The 17,090-nt window shown below is 41.6% G+C and carries 18 protein-coding genes; 6 read left to right on the forward strand and 12 right to left on the reverse strand.

The genetic code is table 11. The features are described 5' to 3' along the window. Nucleotides 1-22: 22 nt before the first annotated feature. Together SFU91_11750 and SFU91_11755 are read right to left on the reverse strand one after the other, a co-directional pair. The gene (locus tag SFU91_11750) at nt 23-913 is read right to left on the reverse strand and encodes an N-acetylneuraminate synthase family protein (protein MDX2129697.1); all 891 of its coding nucleotides are present in this window, start codon (nt 911-913) and stop codon (nt 23-25) included. A 189-nt stretch (nt 914-1,102) separates the two neighbouring features. Next, nucleotides 1,103-1,816, reverse strand: coding sequence for an isoprenylcysteine carboxylmethyltransferase family protein (locus SFU91_11755; protein MDX2129698.1), 714 nt, complete (start codon nt 1,814-1,816; stop codon nt 1,103-1,105). A gap of 138 nt (nt 1,817-1,954) precedes the next feature. Between SFU91_11755 and rsgA the strand changes: the two genes are divergently transcribed. Beyond that, complete coding sequence (rsgA, locus tag SFU91_11760) at nt 1,955-2,992, forward strand: ribosome small subunit-dependent GTPase A (protein MDX2129699.1); 1,038 nt, start codon at nt 1,955-1,957, stop codon at nt 2,990-2,992. A 63-nt stretch (nt 2,993-3,055) separates the two neighbouring features. Here rsgA and SFU91_11765 read toward each other — a convergent pair whose 3' ends face one another. From SFU91_11765 to SFU91_11805, 9 genes are all read right to left on the reverse strand, one after another. Further along, the gene (locus SFU91_11765) at nt 3,056-3,778 is read right to left on the reverse strand and encodes a tetratricopeptide repeat protein (protein MDX2129700.1); all 723 of its coding nucleotides are present in this window, start codon (nt 3,776-3,778) and stop codon (nt 3,056-3,058) included. A gap of 93 nt (nt 3,779-3,871) precedes the next feature. Continuing rightward, nucleotides 3,872-4,717, reverse strand: coding sequence for a TatD family hydrolase (locus SFU91_11770; protein ID MDX2129701.1), 846 nt, complete (start codon nt 4,715-4,717; stop codon nt 3,872-3,874). Beyond that, nucleotides 4,710-5,291 carry a signal peptidase II gene (gene lspA / locus SFU91_11775; protein MDX2129702.1) on the reverse strand — a complete coding sequence of 194 codons (582 nt, stop codon included), beginning with the start codon at nt 5,289-5,291 and terminating at the stop codon, nt 4,710-4,712. Before lspA ends, SFU91_11770 begins: the two co-directional genes overlap by 8 nt. Before the next feature lie 18 nt (nt 5,292-5,309). Then, entirely contained in the window at nt 5,310-5,828 is a 519-nt protein-coding gene (locus SFU91_11780) for a VOC family protein (GenBank protein ID MDX2129703.1), read from the reverse strand. Nucleotides 5,829-5,891: 63 nt separating this feature from the next. After that, nucleotides 5,892-6,206, reverse strand: a complete 315-nt coding sequence (locus tag SFU91_11785) for a hypothetical protein (protein MDX2129704.1) — start codon at nt 6,204-6,206, stop codon at nt 5,892-5,894. 111 nt (nt 6,207-6,317) lie between these two features. Beyond that, nucleotides 6,318-6,938 carry a guanylate kinase gene (gene gmk / locus SFU91_11790; protein MDX2129705.1) on the reverse strand — a complete coding sequence of 207 codons (621 nt, stop codon included), beginning with the start codon at nt 6,936-6,938 and terminating at the stop codon, nt 6,318-6,320. 12 nt (nt 6,939-6,950) lie between these two features. After that, complete coding sequence (locus SFU91_11795) at nt 6,951-7,853, reverse strand: YicC/YloC family endoribonuclease (GenBank protein ID MDX2129706.1); 903 nt, start codon at nt 7,851-7,853, stop codon at nt 6,951-6,953. A 121-nt stretch (nt 7,854-7,974) separates the two neighbouring features. Next, nucleotides 7,975-9,207, reverse strand: a complete 1,233-nt coding sequence (locus SFU91_11800) for an amidohydrolase family protein (protein MDX2129707.1) — start codon at nt 9,205-9,207, stop codon at nt 7,975-7,977. A 32-nt stretch (nt 9,208-9,239) separates the two neighbouring features. Beyond that, entirely contained in the window at nt 9,240-10,586 is a 1,347-nt protein-coding gene (locus tag SFU91_11805; protein MDX2129708.1) for an amidohydrolase family protein, read from the reverse strand. Between the two features lie 140 nt (nt 10,587-10,726). Between SFU91_11805 and SFU91_11810 the strand changes: the two genes are divergently transcribed. The 5 genes from SFU91_11810 to SFU91_11830 are packed head-to-tail and all read left to right on the forward strand — an operon-like array spanning nt 10,727 to nt 16,203. Continuing rightward, a complete protein-coding gene (locus SFU91_11810; protein MDX2129709.1) occupies nt 10,727-11,686 on the forward strand; it encodes a hypothetical protein in 960 nt (319 codons plus the stop codon). Next, the gene (locus SFU91_11815; protein ID MDX2129710.1) at nt 11,683-11,988 is read left to right on the forward strand and encodes a 4a-hydroxytetrahydrobiopterin dehydratase; all 306 of its coding nucleotides are present in this window, start codon (nt 11,683-11,685) and stop codon (nt 11,986-11,988) included. The genes SFU91_11810 and SFU91_11815 overlap by 4 nt, the downstream gene beginning before the upstream one ends. 11 nt (nt 11,989-11,999) lie before the next feature. Beyond that, on the forward strand, nt 12,000-12,782 hold the full coding sequence (gene hisN / locus SFU91_11820) for a histidinol-phosphatase (protein MDX2129711.1): 783 nt from the start codon (nt 12,000-12,002) through the stop codon (nt 12,780-12,782). Between the two features lie 40 nt (nt 12,783-12,822). After that, the gene (locus SFU91_11825; GenBank protein MDX2129712.1) at nt 12,823-14,835 is read left to right on the forward strand and encodes an ABC-F family ATP-binding cassette domain-containing protein; all 2,013 of its coding nucleotides are present in this window, start codon (nt 12,823-12,825) and stop codon (nt 14,833-14,835) included. A 12-nt stretch (nt 14,836-14,847) separates the two neighbouring features. Then, complete coding sequence (locus tag SFU91_11830; protein ID MDX2129713.1) at nt 14,848-16,203, forward strand: PFL family protein; 1,356 nt, start codon at nt 14,848-14,850, stop codon at nt 16,201-16,203. 235 nt (nt 16,204-16,438) lie between these two features. On the opposite strand, the gene SFU91_11835 is transcribed toward SFU91_11830, so the two are convergent. Then, the gene (locus SFU91_11835; protein MDX2129714.1) at nt 16,439-16,855 is read right to left on the reverse strand and encodes a VOC family protein; all 417 of its coding nucleotides are present in this window, start codon (nt 16,853-16,855) and stop codon (nt 16,439-16,441) included. Nucleotides 16,856-17,090: the final 235 nt, after the last annotated feature.

Genomic DNA, 17,090 nt, shown 5'->3' on the forward strand with positions numbered 1-17,090 from the left:
TGAACAAAAGGTTACTTCAAAATTAAACTGTTGCAGGTGACGATTGAACGCGACGAAGCTTTTTTCGAGGACCGATTTCGCTCTCGTAAAGTTTCTTCACACCATCGCCCAAAGATTTTTCGATATCACGAATATTTGAGACAAGCTTAATTAAGCCGCCGATTTCCACAGAAGCCGCTTGGTCTGTTCCCCACATTGCACGGTCAAGCGTAATATGGCGCTCAACAAAAGTAGCACCAATCGCGATTGCTGCCCAAGTTGTAGCTAAGCCGGTTTCATGACCAGAATAGCCAATTGGCACGGTTGGATATTTTTGTTTATAGGTACGAATAACATTCAAGTTTAATTCTTCAACCTTGCAAGGATAGGTCGAAGTTGCATGTGCAAGAAGAAGATTTTCAGTGCCGATTTCAGCAAGTGCCGTTTCAATCTCTTCTGTTGTTGACATACCGGTTGAAAGAATCAGTGGCTTGCCGGTTGATTTCTTTTTGCGAATTAAATCTGTATCGGTAAGTGAAGCAGAGGCAATTTTATAACACGGAGGGTTAAATTGTTCCATAAAATCAACGGCATCTTCATCCCAGCAAGAGGCAAACCATTGAATGTTTTTGGATTTACAGTAACGATCAATTTCTGCATATTGATCTTTGGTAAACTCAACTTTATAGCGGTAATCGATATAGGTCATTCTTCCCCAAGGGGTGTCACGCTCAATCATCCATTGATCTTTGGGCACGCATTTTTCAGGAGTTCGCTTCTGAAACTTGACTGCATCGCAACCTGCAATAGCGGCGCCATCAATCAACTTTTTCGCGATCTCTAAATCGCCGTTATGATTGATACCGATTTCAGCGATCACATAGACGGGTTGACCATCACCAACAAGTCTGTTTCCAATTTTTACTGTAGCCATAAAAAAGTGATTTGATAATTACTCTTGAAATCCATAGCACCAAGAGTTTAAAATTTAGGTTGCAAATCTACCAAAAAAACGACTCATGAGGAAAATAACTGCAAAACAAACTTCGTTTCAAATGAGGAACAAAAGCCGTTATTTTAAGAATTTACATTCCGTTAAAGCCAAAAAAGGGATAGTAAGTTCTCAATAAATGAATGGAATCAGCCTTTTGACTTTTTTTGAATACTCAATGTAAGAATCCCCAAACTGTTTAATCAACATCAATTCCTCTCTTTTGATGAAGGTAATTGACCAGAGATAAGCGATAAGAAGAAGAAGAACAAGGGAAAGCGGGCTTTTCATGATCAAACAAAAACCGGAAAAAAGGAGCAGATAGGCAGAGTAGATTGGATGTCGAACTACACCATATACGCCTGAAGTGATTAGCGGTTGATTTTTTTTTATCGTTAAACGATCGAAATATTCCCCTAAAGTTCCTACCGAAGAATAGGCGAGAACAAGTGAAAGGATCATAACAATTAGACCCAAATAAAAACTAAATTCTCGAGGAAAAAATATTGAGACCGTTGAAGGAAAAAAGGAGAATAAGGAAGTTGAAAGTGCAAGTTTATAGTCAAAAATAGCTGAGAAGTGAATTCCCCAAAATCCAAAAATTACAGCATTATCTAACCAAGCCTCTAATCGAGTGGGGGGCAAAATATCATCTTTCTTTTTTGAAAACCGACCTTGTACGGCTGGCCAAAGCGAATTAAAGATAAAAAGAGCGTAAATTGCAACGGAAATTCGAATTTCAATTTGCTGTTCGATTCCTACAAACCAAGCCGGTAAAAAAATAAGGAGTAAAAGAAGAAAGAAGATTCTAATAAAGGCATTAAAGAAACGTATGGTTGTTTTCATTTTTTTAATTCAAATATTTGAGGCTAAGATAGAAAACCAAATATCGGAATACAATTGAAGGGAATTAAGAAGTGAAGAAATTCCAAGAAATTCCTCAAAAAAGTTGAGAAATAGAGATCAATATGATTTTACAGTACAATGGCTAAAAAGGATATTCGAGACCGGTCAAGAACGCGCGCGGAGCAATTTTTATCGAACCGTGAACTCGGTGAAGACGGAACGGTGATAGGCTTGAAATCCGCCTATTTTATTATTCGAGCCAATGATTCATCTTTACATGATTGTAAACCAAATCGGAGTACTTATTCCAAAAATCCAGAAGACGAAACGCTTTTGTGTGTTGGTGATGAAGTGACTTTTAAACGAACAAATGCCTCGGGAGGAAATGAGTTTGGTGTAGGCGTTATCACAACAGTAAAAGAAAGGAAAAATAAAATTTCAAGAGCACGCGATCGAAGAATGACAAGGAGCGGGGAATCGTCTCTTGTTATTGCGTCAAACTTGGATAACATCGTAATTATCGCATCCGCTTTTGAACCAATGTTTCGCCCGGGTTTGGTTGATCGATATCTGGTTTATGCCGGCTTTGAAAGGTTAAATCCGTTGATTGTTGTTAATAAAATGGATCTTTGTTTAGATAAGCGGGATCACAAAGATGTCATTGCAATAACAGAGGTTTACAAAAAACTTGGGTATCAACTGCTTTATTTAAGTGTTGAGACCGGAAAGGGAATGGATTCTCTTTTTAAGTTTTTGGATGGAAAAACTTCCGTATTGTGTGGTCACTCGGGCGTTGGGAAAACGTCGATTATGAATTTCCTTACCAAATCCAATTTTGACACGAAAGATGTCAGTGAAAGAACTTTGAAAGGGTCACATACAACCAGTAACGCAATGATGAAAGAATTGGTTGAGATTCGTGGATACCGATTTATGAACAAAAGTTTTATCGTCGATACACCCGGAATCCGTGAATTTGGATTGGAGATGATTTCAAAGTTAGAAATTCGTCATTTTTTTCCAGAATTCGAAGTTTATGCCACAAATTGTCAATTCAGTTCTTGCCTTCACGAAAGCGAACCCAATTGCGGTGTAAAAAAAGCGGTTGAGGATAAGAAAATCTTAAAAGCTCGATACGAAAGTTATCTCAACATAATGGCAACTGCTACAAATTAAATGAGCGCTGAAAAGCGCTCTTTTAATTTATCGAAATTCAATCCCTGTCAAATCGAAAACCCATTAAAGAACTGATTTTAATCGTGCGACTGCTTTTTCTGCTTCACGACCTTGATTGGTTTTTGAATAGTCTTTTACGAGTAATTGATAAATTTTTAGGGCTTCAGATTTATCTCCTGCAAGTTCATAATTTCTAGCTGCATCTGTGAAATAAATCGGCGCAAGTGCGTCGTTTGGGGTTTCTTTGGCTGCGGTATAGAATAATTTTGCAGCTTTCGCGTAATTTTTTTCTTGTTCGTAACAGGTGGCTTCGCCCGCACTTGCCGCAGAAGTAAGAAGCCCAGAACCAGACACTTTACCAAATGCAGTTAAGGCAGATTTATAATCACCCGTTTGCAAATATGCATTACCCAAGAAATAATAAGCTTGATTTCCAGCCGGTGTGCCTGTGTACTTTTCTGCAATTTCGCTTAGGCCTTTAGCCGTTGAATCTCCGCTTATCGCTGTTTTAAAGTCGCTATTTTTGTAGAACGGCATAACCTTTTCTAGTTCATAGGCGGCATCATCTTTAATTGAATCAATTCGGTAATTCCAGTAAACAAAACCGGCAATCGAAAGTAATACGATGACACCGATACCAATGAGAAGGTTTTGATTCTTTTCGGCAAAATGAACAAACTCTGCCCATTTCATTTCAACATTGATGCTCGAATCAACGCCATTTTTGGAAGGCTCTTTCGCTTTTTTTGATGTTGAGGTTTGTGATACTTCTTGTGAATTGGCCATTACTTTAATTGAATGATAAAAGTCTTAAATTTTTTGAGCCGCGAATTTAAACAATTCGAAGGGAGTGACAAAACATTTCAATTTTTGAGAATACTAAAGTTCAACTTTTATATTAAAAAGTGAAACCGTATTGCCAAGAACAGCCTTTGCAACGCTTTGAATGGGAAGAGACTTTACTTCGGCGATTTTTTTGGCAACTTCTATGACGAATGCAGGTTCATTTCGCTTCCCTCGGTGAGGAACAGGTGCCAAAAATGGGCAATCCGTTTCTGTTAGAATTTCTGACAAAGGTAACGCCTTGACGACTTCAGGTAAATTGGATTTCTTAAAAGTGATGATTCCGGGGATGGAAATCTTAAAGCCCAATTCGATCGATCGAGCCGCCTCTTCAATTGTACCGGAAAAGCAATGCATCATGCCTCTTAAGTTTGATGACTTCTCCTCTTCAAGAATTCGGAATGTATCGCTCCAAGCGTCACGCGTGTGAATTATCACGGGTAAATCAAGCTTTTTGGCAATTCTTAACATTGTCCGAAAGCAGTGTTCTTCTTTCTGTTTATTTGTTTCCGGGTAGTGATAGTCTAAACCAATTTCACCAATTGCCACCACTTTTGGGTGTTTTGCTAAAGTCTCAAGTTCAGAAAATGAATCTTCATCAAATTCATTGACATCGCAGGGGTGAAGTCCAACATTGGCATAAACAAAATCAAGCGACTCTGCGCATGCGATCGCATCTCGGGAAGTTTCAACATTGGTACCCGGATTAATGATTAACCCTACGCGATTCTCTCTAAGCCTTTGAATGATGGATTCACGATCGGGGTTGTAATCTGGGAAAGATAAATGAGCATGTGCATCGACAAAAGTACACCCTTCGAATTCTTTATTCCCATCGGCTCCAAGGGAAGTATGAGCGAAATGAGATTCAGTTTTATTCATGAGGACTTTGGGGGTTTGATTCCGGGCTTTGTGTTGTTTCTTTGTTGGATAGTTGCTCTAACTCTCCCATCGTTGAATGGACAAGTGACTGTTCTTCAAAAATTTGTTTATAAAAAATGAGACTTGATACAACCCCAATACTTATGGCTGCATCAGCAATGTTAAAGACAGGCCAAAGTGATAGATAATATCCACCGATCGTTCCGTTATAAAGATCTAAGTGAGCAAAGTCGATAACTCTCCCGTACAAAACGCGGTCGATAAGATTTCCGATGGCTCCTCCGATAACGAAAGAGAATGAGAATTTATATGGCCAAGTATTTTTAAATGAATGGAAAATATACCAAGTAATCGCAGCGACGGCAATGATGGAAAATATCGAAATCGTAATTCTACCCCCGGGAAGTTCAACCCCAAAAGCAATGCCGGGATTTTCGACATAAGTGAATTTAAACCAATCGCCAAGTAAAGGAATTTGAAAAATCCCCTTTTCAAACATATAAACTTTTGCCAAGTACTTTGTGACTTGATCAAGCCCGATTAAAAAAAGGGCAATAAGAATCATTTGCTGCATTTGATGACAATGAAAAGTTTACTTTCGGCTTCTGCGTCGTTTGCTAGGGCTTTCCGCCTCGCGGAGTTTTGCCTCTTTTTGCGGTGATGGTGCTTTCGCTTTACGACCTCGTCGATTTGAAGATGGTTCAACAGGATTGGTATCGTCAGTAGGGAATATTTCACCGGTTGAGGAGTAGATTTCAACCAGATTCCCATCGGGGTCGGATACGAAGAAAGCGCGGCCGTCACGGCGTTTTGCCGGCTGCGTGATAAAGTGCACGCGATGCTCCTTTAAAATAGCGGCTGCGTCATCGACATCGGCATCCGTTGGCAAGCGAAGTCCAAAATGATCGTATCGGATGTCGCCATTTCCCATTGGGCTTGGCGTTTCCGCCTTTACAAGAACTAACGAATCACCATTTGATTCAAGATAAGTCATGTTAATCCCCAGCCGATGGTGAAGCTTGAATCCAAGAATTTTCATATAAAATTCTTCGGAACGGCGTAAATCATTTACACGCAAAGTAATATGGCTGATGCCCGTCAGTTTTAACATAGTATTTGGGACTCTTGGGTCTTTAAAAAGCAAAACCCCCTTTAAAAGGAGGTTTTGAGTTGATTACTTTTTCTTTGTTACTGCGGGATAATCAAAAGAGTATTGTTCGGAAAGATACTCCTCAACAGAAACATTCGTTGGCTTAGGAAGGCGTTCGAATTTTACGCTGATATTAACTTGTTCCGGAAATACTTTTTCAGCTTCCGCTTCGTTGGTTGGATTTCTTGAGCGAACCTTAAAAGGTGAAAGCTTTTCTTCCAACTCCTGACGCTGTTTTTCATTGACTTCTTTTGCACGCCTTGAAAGCGCCGCAGTTACTTCATAAAGATTTGAAGATTGCCATTTTAGTTTATCAAAATCAACGGTTTTGATCGCCATAGATTAAAGCGTAATTAATAGAGTTTGAAAAAGAACTGCAAGTTACGATACTTAAAGACAGAAATAAAATTTATAAAAATTTCATTTCAAATTAAGTCGTTTAACCAACAATTAGTTTCTAATGAACGCTTGTATGGTACTTTTAATTTCATCAACGGCTCTATTCAATTCATCATTCACAACCCGCGTATCAAATTGTATGGATTGTGAGAGTTCGTAATCTACCCTTTCAAGCCTTTTGAGAATTGATGCTTCACTATCAGTTCCTCTTTTTCGCAAACGATCTTCAAGTATTTCTCGGCTGGGTGGCAGAATGAAAACAAGAAGTGCGCGCTCTCGATAAATTTTTTTCACATTTAGAGCACCATCGACATCCAAGTCAAGGAGCAAAACTTTTGATTCACTGTATGCCCGATCAACTTCTGACTTGAGGGTGCCATAATAGTTTTCAAAATGCTTTGAGTATTCGATAAAGCCATCTTCATTGATGGTTTGCTCGAACACATGTTTGCTTAAAAAATAATATTCTTTACCGTGGGTTTCACCGGCTCGCTGAGGGCGAGTTGTCGCAGAAACGGAAAAGGTCAGTACAGGCAAATCATTCAAAATCATCTTGGAAATGGTCGATTTACCGGTGCCAGAAGGCGCAGCAAAAACAACGACTTTCGGCCCTTGGGTAAGTCCTGTTTCGGAAAGGTGGGAATCGTATGGGTCTTTCAATGTCTCGTTCATTCGCTTAAAGTATTATTCGATATTTTGAACTTGCTCACGAATTTTTTCCAACTCTTCTTTCAAAAAAACTACCAACTGGGCAATTTCAGAATTTTGAGATTTTGAAGCAATGGTATTTGCTTCTCTGTTTTGCTCTTGAAGAAGAAAGTTGAGTTTTCTGCCTGAAGGTTCTGCATTTCGGAGGGCTTCGATAAAGAACTTATTATGACTTCTGAATCGAACGCATTCCTCGGTAATATCCATTTTATCGGCAATGAGGACGACTTCAAGTTCAAGTCTATCACGGCTGATTTTAGTTTCGTCTGTTAAAATTTCGCGTACTTTTTGGCGAATTTTTTCGCGAGTTTCTTCAATGGTCTGTTTCGAAAGAGATTCGATTTTAAGAAGCGTTTGATTAATAGATTCAATTCTTGTTTCAAAGTCTTTTCCCAATTCAATGCCTTCTTTTCGACGCATTTCTCGAAGATTTTTTATCGCTTCTTCGAGAACCGTCTCCCCTAAATGCCACAATGATTCTTCCTCTTCCTCACCAATATCACTTTCAAAAATGTCAGTAAATTTAAGTAGATGATCGAGTCTGATTTCTTCTTCAATGCCTGAAGCTTGTTTTAAATCTCGAAGCAAATGTATATAACCGCGAACAGTATCGCTTTTTAACCTTAAAGGAATGTTCTCTCCATCTGTTTTGGTAATTTGTAGCGATGCAGAAATTTTCCCGCGCAGCAATTGCTTCCTAATGATTTCTTTTGCCTCGATTTCACGAGAAGAAAGAACACGCGGAAGTTTGAGGTTAATTTCAGAAAATCGGCTATTCACTGATCGAATTTCCGCGGAAAAAGTGGTATTGCCATTCGTTTTTTCGGCAAACCCATAGCCAGTCATGCTTTCAATCATATATAAACTTTGCGGCGTCATGCCTGTTATTACTTCTAAAACTTATTGGCAAAAGTACACAAATCGAGTTGCTTTTAAGAGGACGAAAAAAGGAGCGAAGGTAGGTCAAGAAAGCCAATGGGGGATTGGCTGAAATGAATTCTTATTTGCAAGTTTGATTCGTGATTTCACCGTTAATGATGACGGTGCAAACATGTGAGGTGTATTCAAAGGGATCACCGTCAAAAAGAACGAGATCGGCATCTTTACCTTTTTCGATGCTTCCCAATCGTGATTGAAGCCCAAGGATTTCAGCCGCTGAAAGCGTGATACTTCGAAGCGCGTCCTCGAAACCAAGACCGTTTGAAAGTGTTAAGCCTGCTTCGTAAAGCACAACACGCGTTTTGGGCACATAGGTTTCGTAACCACTTTGAATGGCAAATTTGATTCCAGCTGCTTTTAGTTTAGAGGCGGTTTCCATCGAAGCGCTTTTGGCTTCGCCGCCGGTTCTCACCATTGTTGCATGAAGAATAACATGCGAGCCTGAAGCTTTTATTTCATTAAGCACAAGCGGCGCTTCGGCGCAGCCATCCAAAATCAGTTTGAACCCAAATTCATTGGCAAGTCGAATGGCGGTAAGAATGTCATTGGCTTTATGAACTGTGATGAGTGCTCGAAATTTACCATTTAATAAATCGTTGAAAACTTCGAGCTTTAAATCTCGAGCAGGGCGTTTCGAAGCATCTTTCTCAAGCATTTTTTTTCCATACTCTCTTGCTTTTATGAGCTCTGTTCGGAGCATTGCAATCCCTTTCGCACGAGTTCCGGGCTTTTTGAAATTCTGCCCTACGAGCGAACCCAAGGTCATCGCAACAGCAAAGCCAGAGTCAATTACAGCGTTTTCTGTTGAACCATTCAGTGTTTTAACAATAATCGTTTGTCCACTTGCTAAAGCGCCGGGTGCATGACCGGTGTGAAGCGTTGTAATTCCAAAACTTCTTACCCAATCAACCAAAGCTTCTCGACCATTGTATGCATCGACAGCTCGAAGTTCCGGTTGAATAGCATCAGAAAGTTCAAGTTGATCTTGATCGTGCGGAGTGTTGTATATCCCCGCAAGGCCGACAACCGAGTGAGCATCGATTAAACCGGGCGTGACAACTTTAGCTGTTAAAACCTTGTAACTCGCGGGAATTTTAATTGAATTGGCACTTCCCACCGCTTCAATTTTTCCTTTGTTTACCAACACAACACCACCAATAAGTTTTGGACCTGATACAGTAAAAACTGTATCTGCTTTAATGGCGATTTGGGCAAAAAGCAAGTTTTGAGATGAACCAAGAATAAATAGAGGCGTTAAGAATAGAAGCCGTAAACCTTTTGAAAATGATTTCATGTCAATTCTAAAAATGAGTTATTGAATAGTTTTTACTTTGAATTGCTGGTTTGAGAACCTGTTTCTCCATAACCGCCGAGATAGTGGTCAAAAATTTCACCTCGGTAAACCCCATACCCACCGGCAGCATATTTTCTAAATTCGGGCAACGCATAATCAAACACATTGGCGCCTTCAACCCAAGTCTGTTCGATTCGGCTGTAAACACTGAGCGGGTCGCCGGAAAGAATGATGAAATCGGCATCTTTTCCCGCATCAAGAGATCCGACACGATTTTCAAGCCCAAGCATTTTAGCACCTGCAAGTGTTAGCCCCTCAAGCGCTTTCTTTTTCGACATTCCAGCACGAACCGCAAGCGCGGCGGAGCGAAGAAAGACGCGGGAATCGGTAACTCCATCGTCGGTATGGAAAGCAACATCAACGCCGGCGGCTTCGAGCACGGCACCATTTTCATATTTGATTTCTGCGGCTTCAAGTTTTCCGCCCGGTGTATCAAGAATAATGATGGAGCAAGGGATTTTGGCTTCAGCAATTTCTTTTGCAACCTTCCACGCTTCGCTCACATGATGAAGTACCGGACGATAGCCAAATTCTTTTGCGATACGAATCACGGTGAGAATATCGTCGCCGCGGTGCGTGTGATGATGAACCGTACGTTTGCCTTCAAGCACTTCCACAAGCGGCTCCATCATGATGTCGCGAGGTGGTAATTTTGAACTATCACCTTTCGCGGCTTTGATTTTAGATTGATAATCAACGGCTTTTGAATAGAGCTGTCGGATAATGGCAGCCGACTTAGCACGCGTGCCCGGAAAAGGCGATGGGCGAAGCGGATTTGTCCCATTGGCCATTTTAAGCCCACCAATAATTTCTTTCTGCGGATTCGAGACAAAGAGCATATCGTCAACTTTTCGCGGTTTCTGTCTCAATTTAAGATACACGGTTTGACCGCTCATCAAATGACCTGAACCGGGCATCACATTAACGGTTGTGATTCCCCCTGCGCGGGCTTTGTTGAATGTATCATTGTTTGGATCGATGGTGTCATAAATTCGGACATCGGGATGAATCGGTGCAGAGCCATCACCGCCATCGCCGCCGCCGATATGTGAGTGGGTATCGACAAGCCCCGGCATAATCACTTTTCCTTTGACATCGTGAATGACGGCATTGGCAGGAATCGCAACACTGCCCGTTTTCCCAACGGCAAGAATCTTTTTCCCCCGTATGACCAAATCACCATTCTCAATTGGCTCTCCTGAAATCGGAAAAATTGTTGCCCCGCGAAATACATGAATTTGTTCCGCTTCTTGGGCTGTAACTAAGTTTTGTTTTACGAGGGAAAGAATGAGAAGAATCAAAGCAAATTTGATTTTCATAAATGCTGGATTAAGTTGATAGAATTCTTAATGTGAAAACTGAAATAATTGAGTGAATGTTAATAGCAAATTTCAATTTGACCGATTTTTACTTTTAAGATATATATTCGCTTTTGTTTTTTTTACTGCATTAACTCCCAATGAAAAAATCTTTTTATCAAATGAGAATCGTTTGCAAAAACTCAACCTTATCTTTTTTATGGTTGATTGTGATTGTCTCGATGATTTCACCACTTCAATTTTGGGGTTGTAGCTCCATCAAATCTCTCGACCAAAAAACGGTTTACCTTACCTTGTTTTCTGAATTCGATTCTGAAAGATTGCAAGGCTTTCGGGATGGTCTGAATCTTATAGATTCTTTGAGAGATACGACGACAATCATTATTGAATATTCTGCATCATTCGACGAAAGCAAAGAAGGTATTGAAGAGAAATACCGAAAACAGTTTCAAAAAGTGGTGACAATTGACTTAAGAAAACCGTTGGATTTTGGAGAAGAACATTGTTTTGAACCGAAATCGATAATCAACCTAAAGCCTCGATCATTTCCTTGCGATTCAATAAAACTTGAAAAGTTGCTTTATGCTGTTAAGGCACTCTTTCCTTCCAAGATTCGGCTTGGAGTTGTATGGGTGAGGGATTCGGTAGAGTCAAACTCACGCAAAAAGAAATTTCAAGAGATAGTTTTTCGAAATGGGTTGGAATTAATCTTGGTGGAATCAGGAGGAGAAAAAGAATTTAAAGGTGCATTCAAACAGCTGCTTCGAGAAAAACCACAAATTTACTTCGCGGGGGAATCGCTTGAGCTTCAAGCGAATTTTGAAACTTATGCTGAGTTGCTGACAAGAGAAAGAATTCCAATTATAACCAAAAACATCAGTTTCCTCTCGCGCGGCGCCTTTGCAGGTTTTGGGTTATTGCCATATCAAGAAGGAAGATTTTCAGCAGAATTGCTCAAGAGCGCATCGTTACAAGGCGGGAAAGCATTATCTTCGCCCCCGCACAATCAATTTTATTTTCAGCCAAGTCTTTTAGCGGAGTTTCGAGTTAAAATTCCCGCTGCTTTTATTGCTTATGAACCACTTCAGAGAAAAAAATGAAAACAGCTTTACTTCATTCGGATCAAATCCAAGAAGCCTTGAATTCACTGCCTGAATGGGCAATTGAAGGCAACAAAATCGTTCGCTTAGTAAAATATCCCTATCTAAAAAATGAACCGAGCCCTTTTATGAAAGGGCTCTATCTCTGTGAGCGAATCGCCGGACTCGCCGAATCGGCCGATCATCATCCCGATATTTTATTGACATACCCGTTGGTAAAAATTGAACTCACTACCCACGATTCCGGTGGAATTACCATAAGAGATATCGAACTTGCAAAAAAAATCAATTCAATTATTTAACTCCCTCACGCATGTTTTCAGAAGAATTAGAACTCGCTCTCGACGCATCACGCGAAGCCGGAAAAATTGCAATGAGCTTTTATAGAAACCGCTATTTAGAAGTAATGACAAAGCGCGATGCCTCACCGGTAACAAAAGCCGATCAAGAATCAGAAAAGAAAATCACCTCGCTCATCAAAAAGAAATTCCCAAACGATGAAATTTTGGGCGAAGAATTTGGAAGCTCAAAATCAAAAAAATCGAAGACGAGCCAAAAACGAAAGTGGATTATAGACCCGATTGACGGCACAAAATCATTCATCCACGGCGTTCCGCTTTTTGGGATGATGATTGGTTTTGAGATTGATGATACACCGACGGTGGGCGTTGTGCATTTTCCGGCTTTGGGTGAAACCTATTACGCCGAAAAAGGTCAAGGTGCCTTTCGAAACCTACAGAGACTTTCTGTCTCGAAAATTTCAACATTCAGCGAAGCGACACTGCTTTTAACCTCGCCTGAATACTTGACAGAAGAAGCAAAAACGCATCCATTTTACGCCTTGCGGGACGAGGCGAAATTGGTGCGCATGTGGGGTGATTGTTACGGACACTGCCTTGTTGCTGCGGGTGAAGCCGATTTAATGATAGACCCAAAAATGAACCCTTGGGATTGCGCGGCGCTTCTGCCGATTCTGACCGAAGCAGGTGGTAAAATTTTTGATTTCAAAGGGAAGTATCATAGCTATGGCGGAAGCCTTGTGAGTGCCAATGCCGCACTTGGAAAAGTAATGCTTTCAATGATTTCCAAACACTAAAAAATAGATTTAGAAACGAAGTTTATCTCACGATTCATCAATGCTTGAAGCAAGAAATTTATACTTAACCATAGGAACAAAAGAACTTTTCAAAGACTCCTCCTTTCGAATTGGCGATACCGATAAGGTTGGGCTTGTTGGGCTGAACGGCGCAGGAAAATCAACCCTTCTTAAATTTCTTGCCGGCGAAATGCCCTCCCAAACGCTTCATACTGAAGGGCAAATTTTGAAATCCGCCTCAACCAAAATCGGCTACCTTCCGCAAGAAATTTCTTTTGAAGCCGAGCTTGAAAAAACGGCGATGGAATATGCGTTGGAAGCCAATGCGGAACTACATCTTTTGGGAAAGAAAATTTCTGAGATGGAAATTCAATTGGCTGAAAACACCGATCACGAAAGTGATGCATACGCTAAACTGATTGAACGGTTTTCGGAAGCTACCGAGCGATTCGATCACTTGGGCGGTTATAAAATGCAAGGTGATGCCGAAAAGGTGTTGATTGGATTGGGCTTTTCAAAAGAAGACTTCGAAAAAAAGGTCAAGGAGTTTTCGGGTGGATGGCAAATGCGGCTGCTAATTACGAAGCTACTTTTGAGCAAACCCACGCTGCTGTTTTTGGATGAACCAACCAACCACTTGGATATCGATTCACTCCATTGGCTCGAAAATTATCTCCTTGATTTCGATGGCGGGTATATCATTATCTCGCACGACCGTTTCTTTTTGGATAAGCTCACCACCAAAACGCTCGAAATCAGCTTAAAGAGAATCACAGAATACAAAGGCAATTACACTTTCTTCGAAAAGGATAAAGCTGAGCGTTATGAAATTCAAATGGCGAAATTGGAGAATGATCAAAAGAAAATTGAGCATCTGCAAAAGTTCGTCACGCGCTTTAAGGCAAAGGCAACAAAGGCCACCCAAGCGCAAAGCCGCATGCGGATGATTGAAAAACTGCAAGAAAATTTGGAAGCCCCAGAGCAAGACCTTTCGCAGATTTCATTTCGTTTCCCTAAAGCTTTGCCTTCAGGAAAATTGGTGATGACATTAGAAGGGATTTATAAGGTATATCCGATTCCAACCGGAGGCACAAAAATTGTCTTTAACGATCTCTCGTTGGAAATCAACCGCGGCGATCGCATTGCAATTGTAGGTTCAAACGGGGCAGGAAAATCAACCTTCTGTAAAATTCTTACCGAAGAAACTGACTTTCAAGGCAAGCGCAATGTGGGTCATAATGTGAGTATCGGTTACTATGCACAGCATCAAGCAGAACTCTTGGATACCAATAAAACCGTGCTTCAAGAAATGCTTGACCACGCGCCAGACTCGGAAGCGCGTAAATCGGTACGCGATATTCTTGGCTGCTTTCTCTTTTCCGGAGACTCCGTTGAAAAGAGAATTGGTGTGCTTTCAGGCGGTGAGAAATCGCGCGTGGCACTTGCGAAACTTTTACTTCAGGCTTCAAACCTCTTGATTCTTGACGAGCCGACAAACCACTTGGATATGCGCTCGAAAGAAATGCTGATTGAATCGCTTGAAAATTATGACGGAACCCTGCTCATCGTCTCTCACGATCGGTACTTTTTGGATTCACTGGTGGATAAGGTTTTTTATGTCAAAAAGGGCGGCGTAAAAACTTATCTCAATTCCTATCAAGAGTTTTTGCAAAAGCTTGAAGCGGAATACGCCGAGCAAGATGCTGCAGCGAAAGACGCAACAAAAAAATCAAATGCTCCTAAACCGGCTGAACCCGTAAAAACAAATACACAAGGCGCAAATAAACCGCAAGCCTCCACAACGAATGGCTCAGCATCGAAGCCGGCAAATGGTCAAGAGAAATCACTGACAGCGGCGAATTCAAAACAAGTGTCAAAGATTGAATCGAAAATTAATAAGTTGGAAGATGAAAAGATGAAATTGGAATCAATAATGGCAGATGCCGATTTCTACCGCGATTCGCAAAAATCAAAAACCACGCTTGCAAGCTATCAATCGACGGTTGTTGAACTCAATGCGCTTTATGCAGAGTGGGAAAAACTCAACGCCTAACCAATAACATCAATGGCATACGATTTTAATGAGGTGATTGAAACGCTCCGAATGACGGAGGTTGAGCACTTCGATATTCGCACCGTGACACTCGGCGTTAGCCTGCGAGATTGTGCCACGCATAGCCTTGAGCTTGCAAAAGAAAAAATCCGCACGAAGATTATGCGCCGTGCTGAAAAGCATTTATCTGCCGCTGCGGAAGTTGAACACATGTTTGGCATTCGAATTGCCAATAAACGCCTATCCATCACACCGCTTTCGATTCCCTTCGATCAATTTCGTGAGCATGAATTGATTGAACTCGGCGTGGTGCTCGATCGCTGCGCTGAAGAGCTTGGGGTTGATTTCATCGGTGGCTATTCGGCCTTGGTTGAAAAGGGAATGACCGATGGCGAGCTCGCATTAATTCGCTCCGTGCCAGAAATGATGAGGCGCACGAAGCATATTTGCTCCAGCATCAATGTCGCGACAACCAAAGCAGGCATTAATATGAACGCCGTTTATGAGGTGGCGAAAATGATTAAGCACCTTTCGGCCCATACGCCGCGGGCTGAAGGCTGCTGTAAGTTTGTGGCATTTTGCAATGTACCGGAAGACAATCCATTTGTTGCGGGTGCGTTTCACGGCATCAGCGAGCCCGATGTCACGCTCAATGTTGGCATTTCCGGTCCGGGTGTGGTGCTTTCAGCAATCCGCGAAGCAGGGCAGTGCGATTTCCCCACACTTGCCGAAGTTATCAAGCGCACCGCATTTAAGATAACCCGTGCCGGCGAACTCATTGGAAGAAAAGTGGCAGAGAAGGAAGGCATCCCTTTCGGCATCGTGGATATTTCACTTGCGCCGACACCGGCTTGGGGCGATAGCATCGCCGAGATTTTAGAAGCAATCGGCGTTGAAGCCGTCGGCGCACCGGGCACGACAGCAGCGTTGATGCTCTTGAATGATAGCGTCAAAAAAGGCGGGATGATGGCGAGCGCTTTTGTCGGCGGAATGTCTGGCGCGTTTATTCCGGTTTCAGAAGATGCAGCGATGATTCGCGGGGTGGAGATGGGCTCGCTTTCAATTGAAAAACTTGAGGCGATGACAAGCGTCTGCTGTGTCGGGCTTGATATGGTGGCGGTTCCGGGCGATACAAGCGCAGAAACCCTTGCAGGAATTATTGCCGATGAATGTGCAATTGGTGTTTCAAACAACAAAACAACAGCCGTTCGGATTATTGTACCGCCCGGCGCGAAAGTCGGCGATACCATTGATTACGGCGGGCTGCTTGGAAAAGCCATTATTATGCCTGTGAGTCAATTCAGCTCAAAAGGTTTTGTCACTCGCGGAGGCCGCATTCCTGCCACTACCCGTGCAATGAGTAATTGAGCGGATATTCCATTTGTTCATTAAAGGCAGCTAAGGCTGCTTTTTTTTATTTGATAAGTTTTCTTGGCATATCAGGAGTAGAATGGCGAGGGGCTTTGCGAAGTGGCGGATTTCGGAGCACTACACTGTCAACCAGCTATGAACTTGAATAGAAGCACAAAGCTTCAAGTTTGCATTTCACCCCGACTGATGAAAAACCCGTGTTATGTGCATACCCTTTTCTGTCAATCAGTTTTTACTCTACGTTTTCGTAAAAAGTCAGTAAGTTTCCGTATAAGTCCAAAGTTGGAAATTCCCTTGTTCCGTAATATGTTGTTTCTATTTCCGACTTTTCGTTGTGAAGCACATTTTTTGCTTTCAGTTCGTTATACAGTTCGTCAATCCCTTTCACTTCAATTCTGCAACTGTGTGTTCCTGCCAAAAAACTTTCTGATCCACTACTGATTGGTTTTAGAAACAGAAATATGCTTTTCCATTTCCAACTGTTATTACAGGAAGCCCACAAATGCAGTTCAATGTCGCCCCGAACTAAAATTGCAAAAGTTTCTTCCTTGTGTCGGCAGTCAAACCCGAATTTGTTCTTGTAAAACTCAACCGATTTGTCAATCTGTCGGACGGGGAACGCTGGTATCGTTTTTAATAATTTTGTCATCGGTTTGTCCTTTTACGGTGTCTTCTTAGGGTTGCACATAACGGTTTCGGGCTTTGCGTTCGGGCGGGTTTCGGAGCACAAAAGCTTGTTTTATTACTGATGTTTAATAGAATTACTACCGTTGAGTTTTGCACTTCAACCCGCCTGACGCAAAACCCTTGTTATAGGGTGTTTTTATTTGTTTGTTATTACTTCTACATTTCTACCAAGCGTTTTAAATCTAACACCGTTGCTT

The sequence above is a fragment of the Chloroherpetonaceae bacterium genome, assembly GCA_033763895.1.
GTDB lineage: Bacteria > Bacteroidota > Chlorobiia > Chlorobiales > Thermochlorobacteraceae > JANRJQ01.

Coding starts and splice junctions, on each gene's coding strand:
- SFU91_11795 (MDX2129706.1), bottom strand. CDS start 7,853: ATGACGCCGCAAAGTTTATATATGATTGAAAGCATGACTGGCTATGGG.
- SFU91_11750 (MDX2129697.1), bottom strand. CDS start 913: ATGGCTACAGTAAAAATTGGAAACAGACTTGTTGGTGATGGTCAACCC.
- SFU91_11800 (MDX2129707.1), bottom strand. CDS start 9,207: ATGAAATCATTTTCAAAAGGTTTACGGCTTCTATTCTTAACGCCTCTA.
- SFU91_11805 (MDX2129708.1), bottom strand. CDS start 10,586: ATGAAAATCAAATTTGCTTTGATTCTTCTCATTCTTTCCCTCGTAAAA.
- SFU91_11785 (MDX2129704.1), bottom strand. CDS start 6,206: ATGGCGATCAAAACCGTTGATTTTGATAAACTAAAATGGCAATCTTCA.
- SFU91_11830 (MDX2129713.1), top strand. CDS start 14,848: ATGGCATACGATTTTAATGAGGTGATTGAAACGCTCCGAATGACGGAG.
- SFU91_11835 (MDX2129714.1), bottom strand. CDS start 16,855: ATGACAAAATTATTAAAAACGATACCAGCGTTCCCCGTCCGACAGATT.
- SFU91_11815 (MDX2129710.1), top strand. CDS start 11,683: ATGAAAACAGCTTTACTTCATTCGGATCAAATCCAAGAAGCCTTGAAT.
- SFU91_11755 (MDX2129698.1), bottom strand. CDS start 1,816: ATGAAAACAACCATACGTTTCTTTAATGCCTTTATTAGAATCTTCTTT.
- rsgA (MDX2129699.1), top strand. CDS start 1,955: ATGGCTAAAAAGGATATTCGAGACCGGTCAAGAACGCGCGCGGAGCAA.
- SFU91_11765 (MDX2129700.1), bottom strand. CDS start 3,778: ATGGCCAATTCACAAGAAGTATCACAAACCTCAACATCAAAAAAAGCG.
- lspA (MDX2129702.1), bottom strand. CDS start 5,291: ATGCAGCAAATGATTCTTATTGCCCTTTTTTTAATCGGGCTTGATCAA.
- SFU91_11770 (MDX2129701.1), bottom strand. CDS start 4,717: ATGAATAAAACTGAATCTCATTTCGCTCATACTTCCCTTGGAGCCGAT.
- hisN (MDX2129711.1), top strand. CDS start 12,000: ATGTTTTCAGAAGAATTAGAACTCGCTCTCGACGCATCACGCGAAGCC.
- SFU91_11825 (MDX2129712.1), top strand. CDS start 12,823: ATGCTTGAAGCAAGAAATTTATACTTAACCATAGGAACAAAAGAACTT.
- SFU91_11810 (MDX2129709.1), top strand. CDS start 10,727: ATGAAAAAATCTTTTTATCAAATGAGAATCGTTTGCAAAAACTCAACC.
- gmk (MDX2129705.1), bottom strand. CDS start 6,938: ATGAACGAGACATTGAAAGACCCATACGATTCCCACCTTTCCGAAACA.
- SFU91_11780 (MDX2129703.1), bottom strand. CDS start 5,828: ATGTTAAAACTGACGGGCATCAGCCATATTACTTTGCGTGTAAATGAT.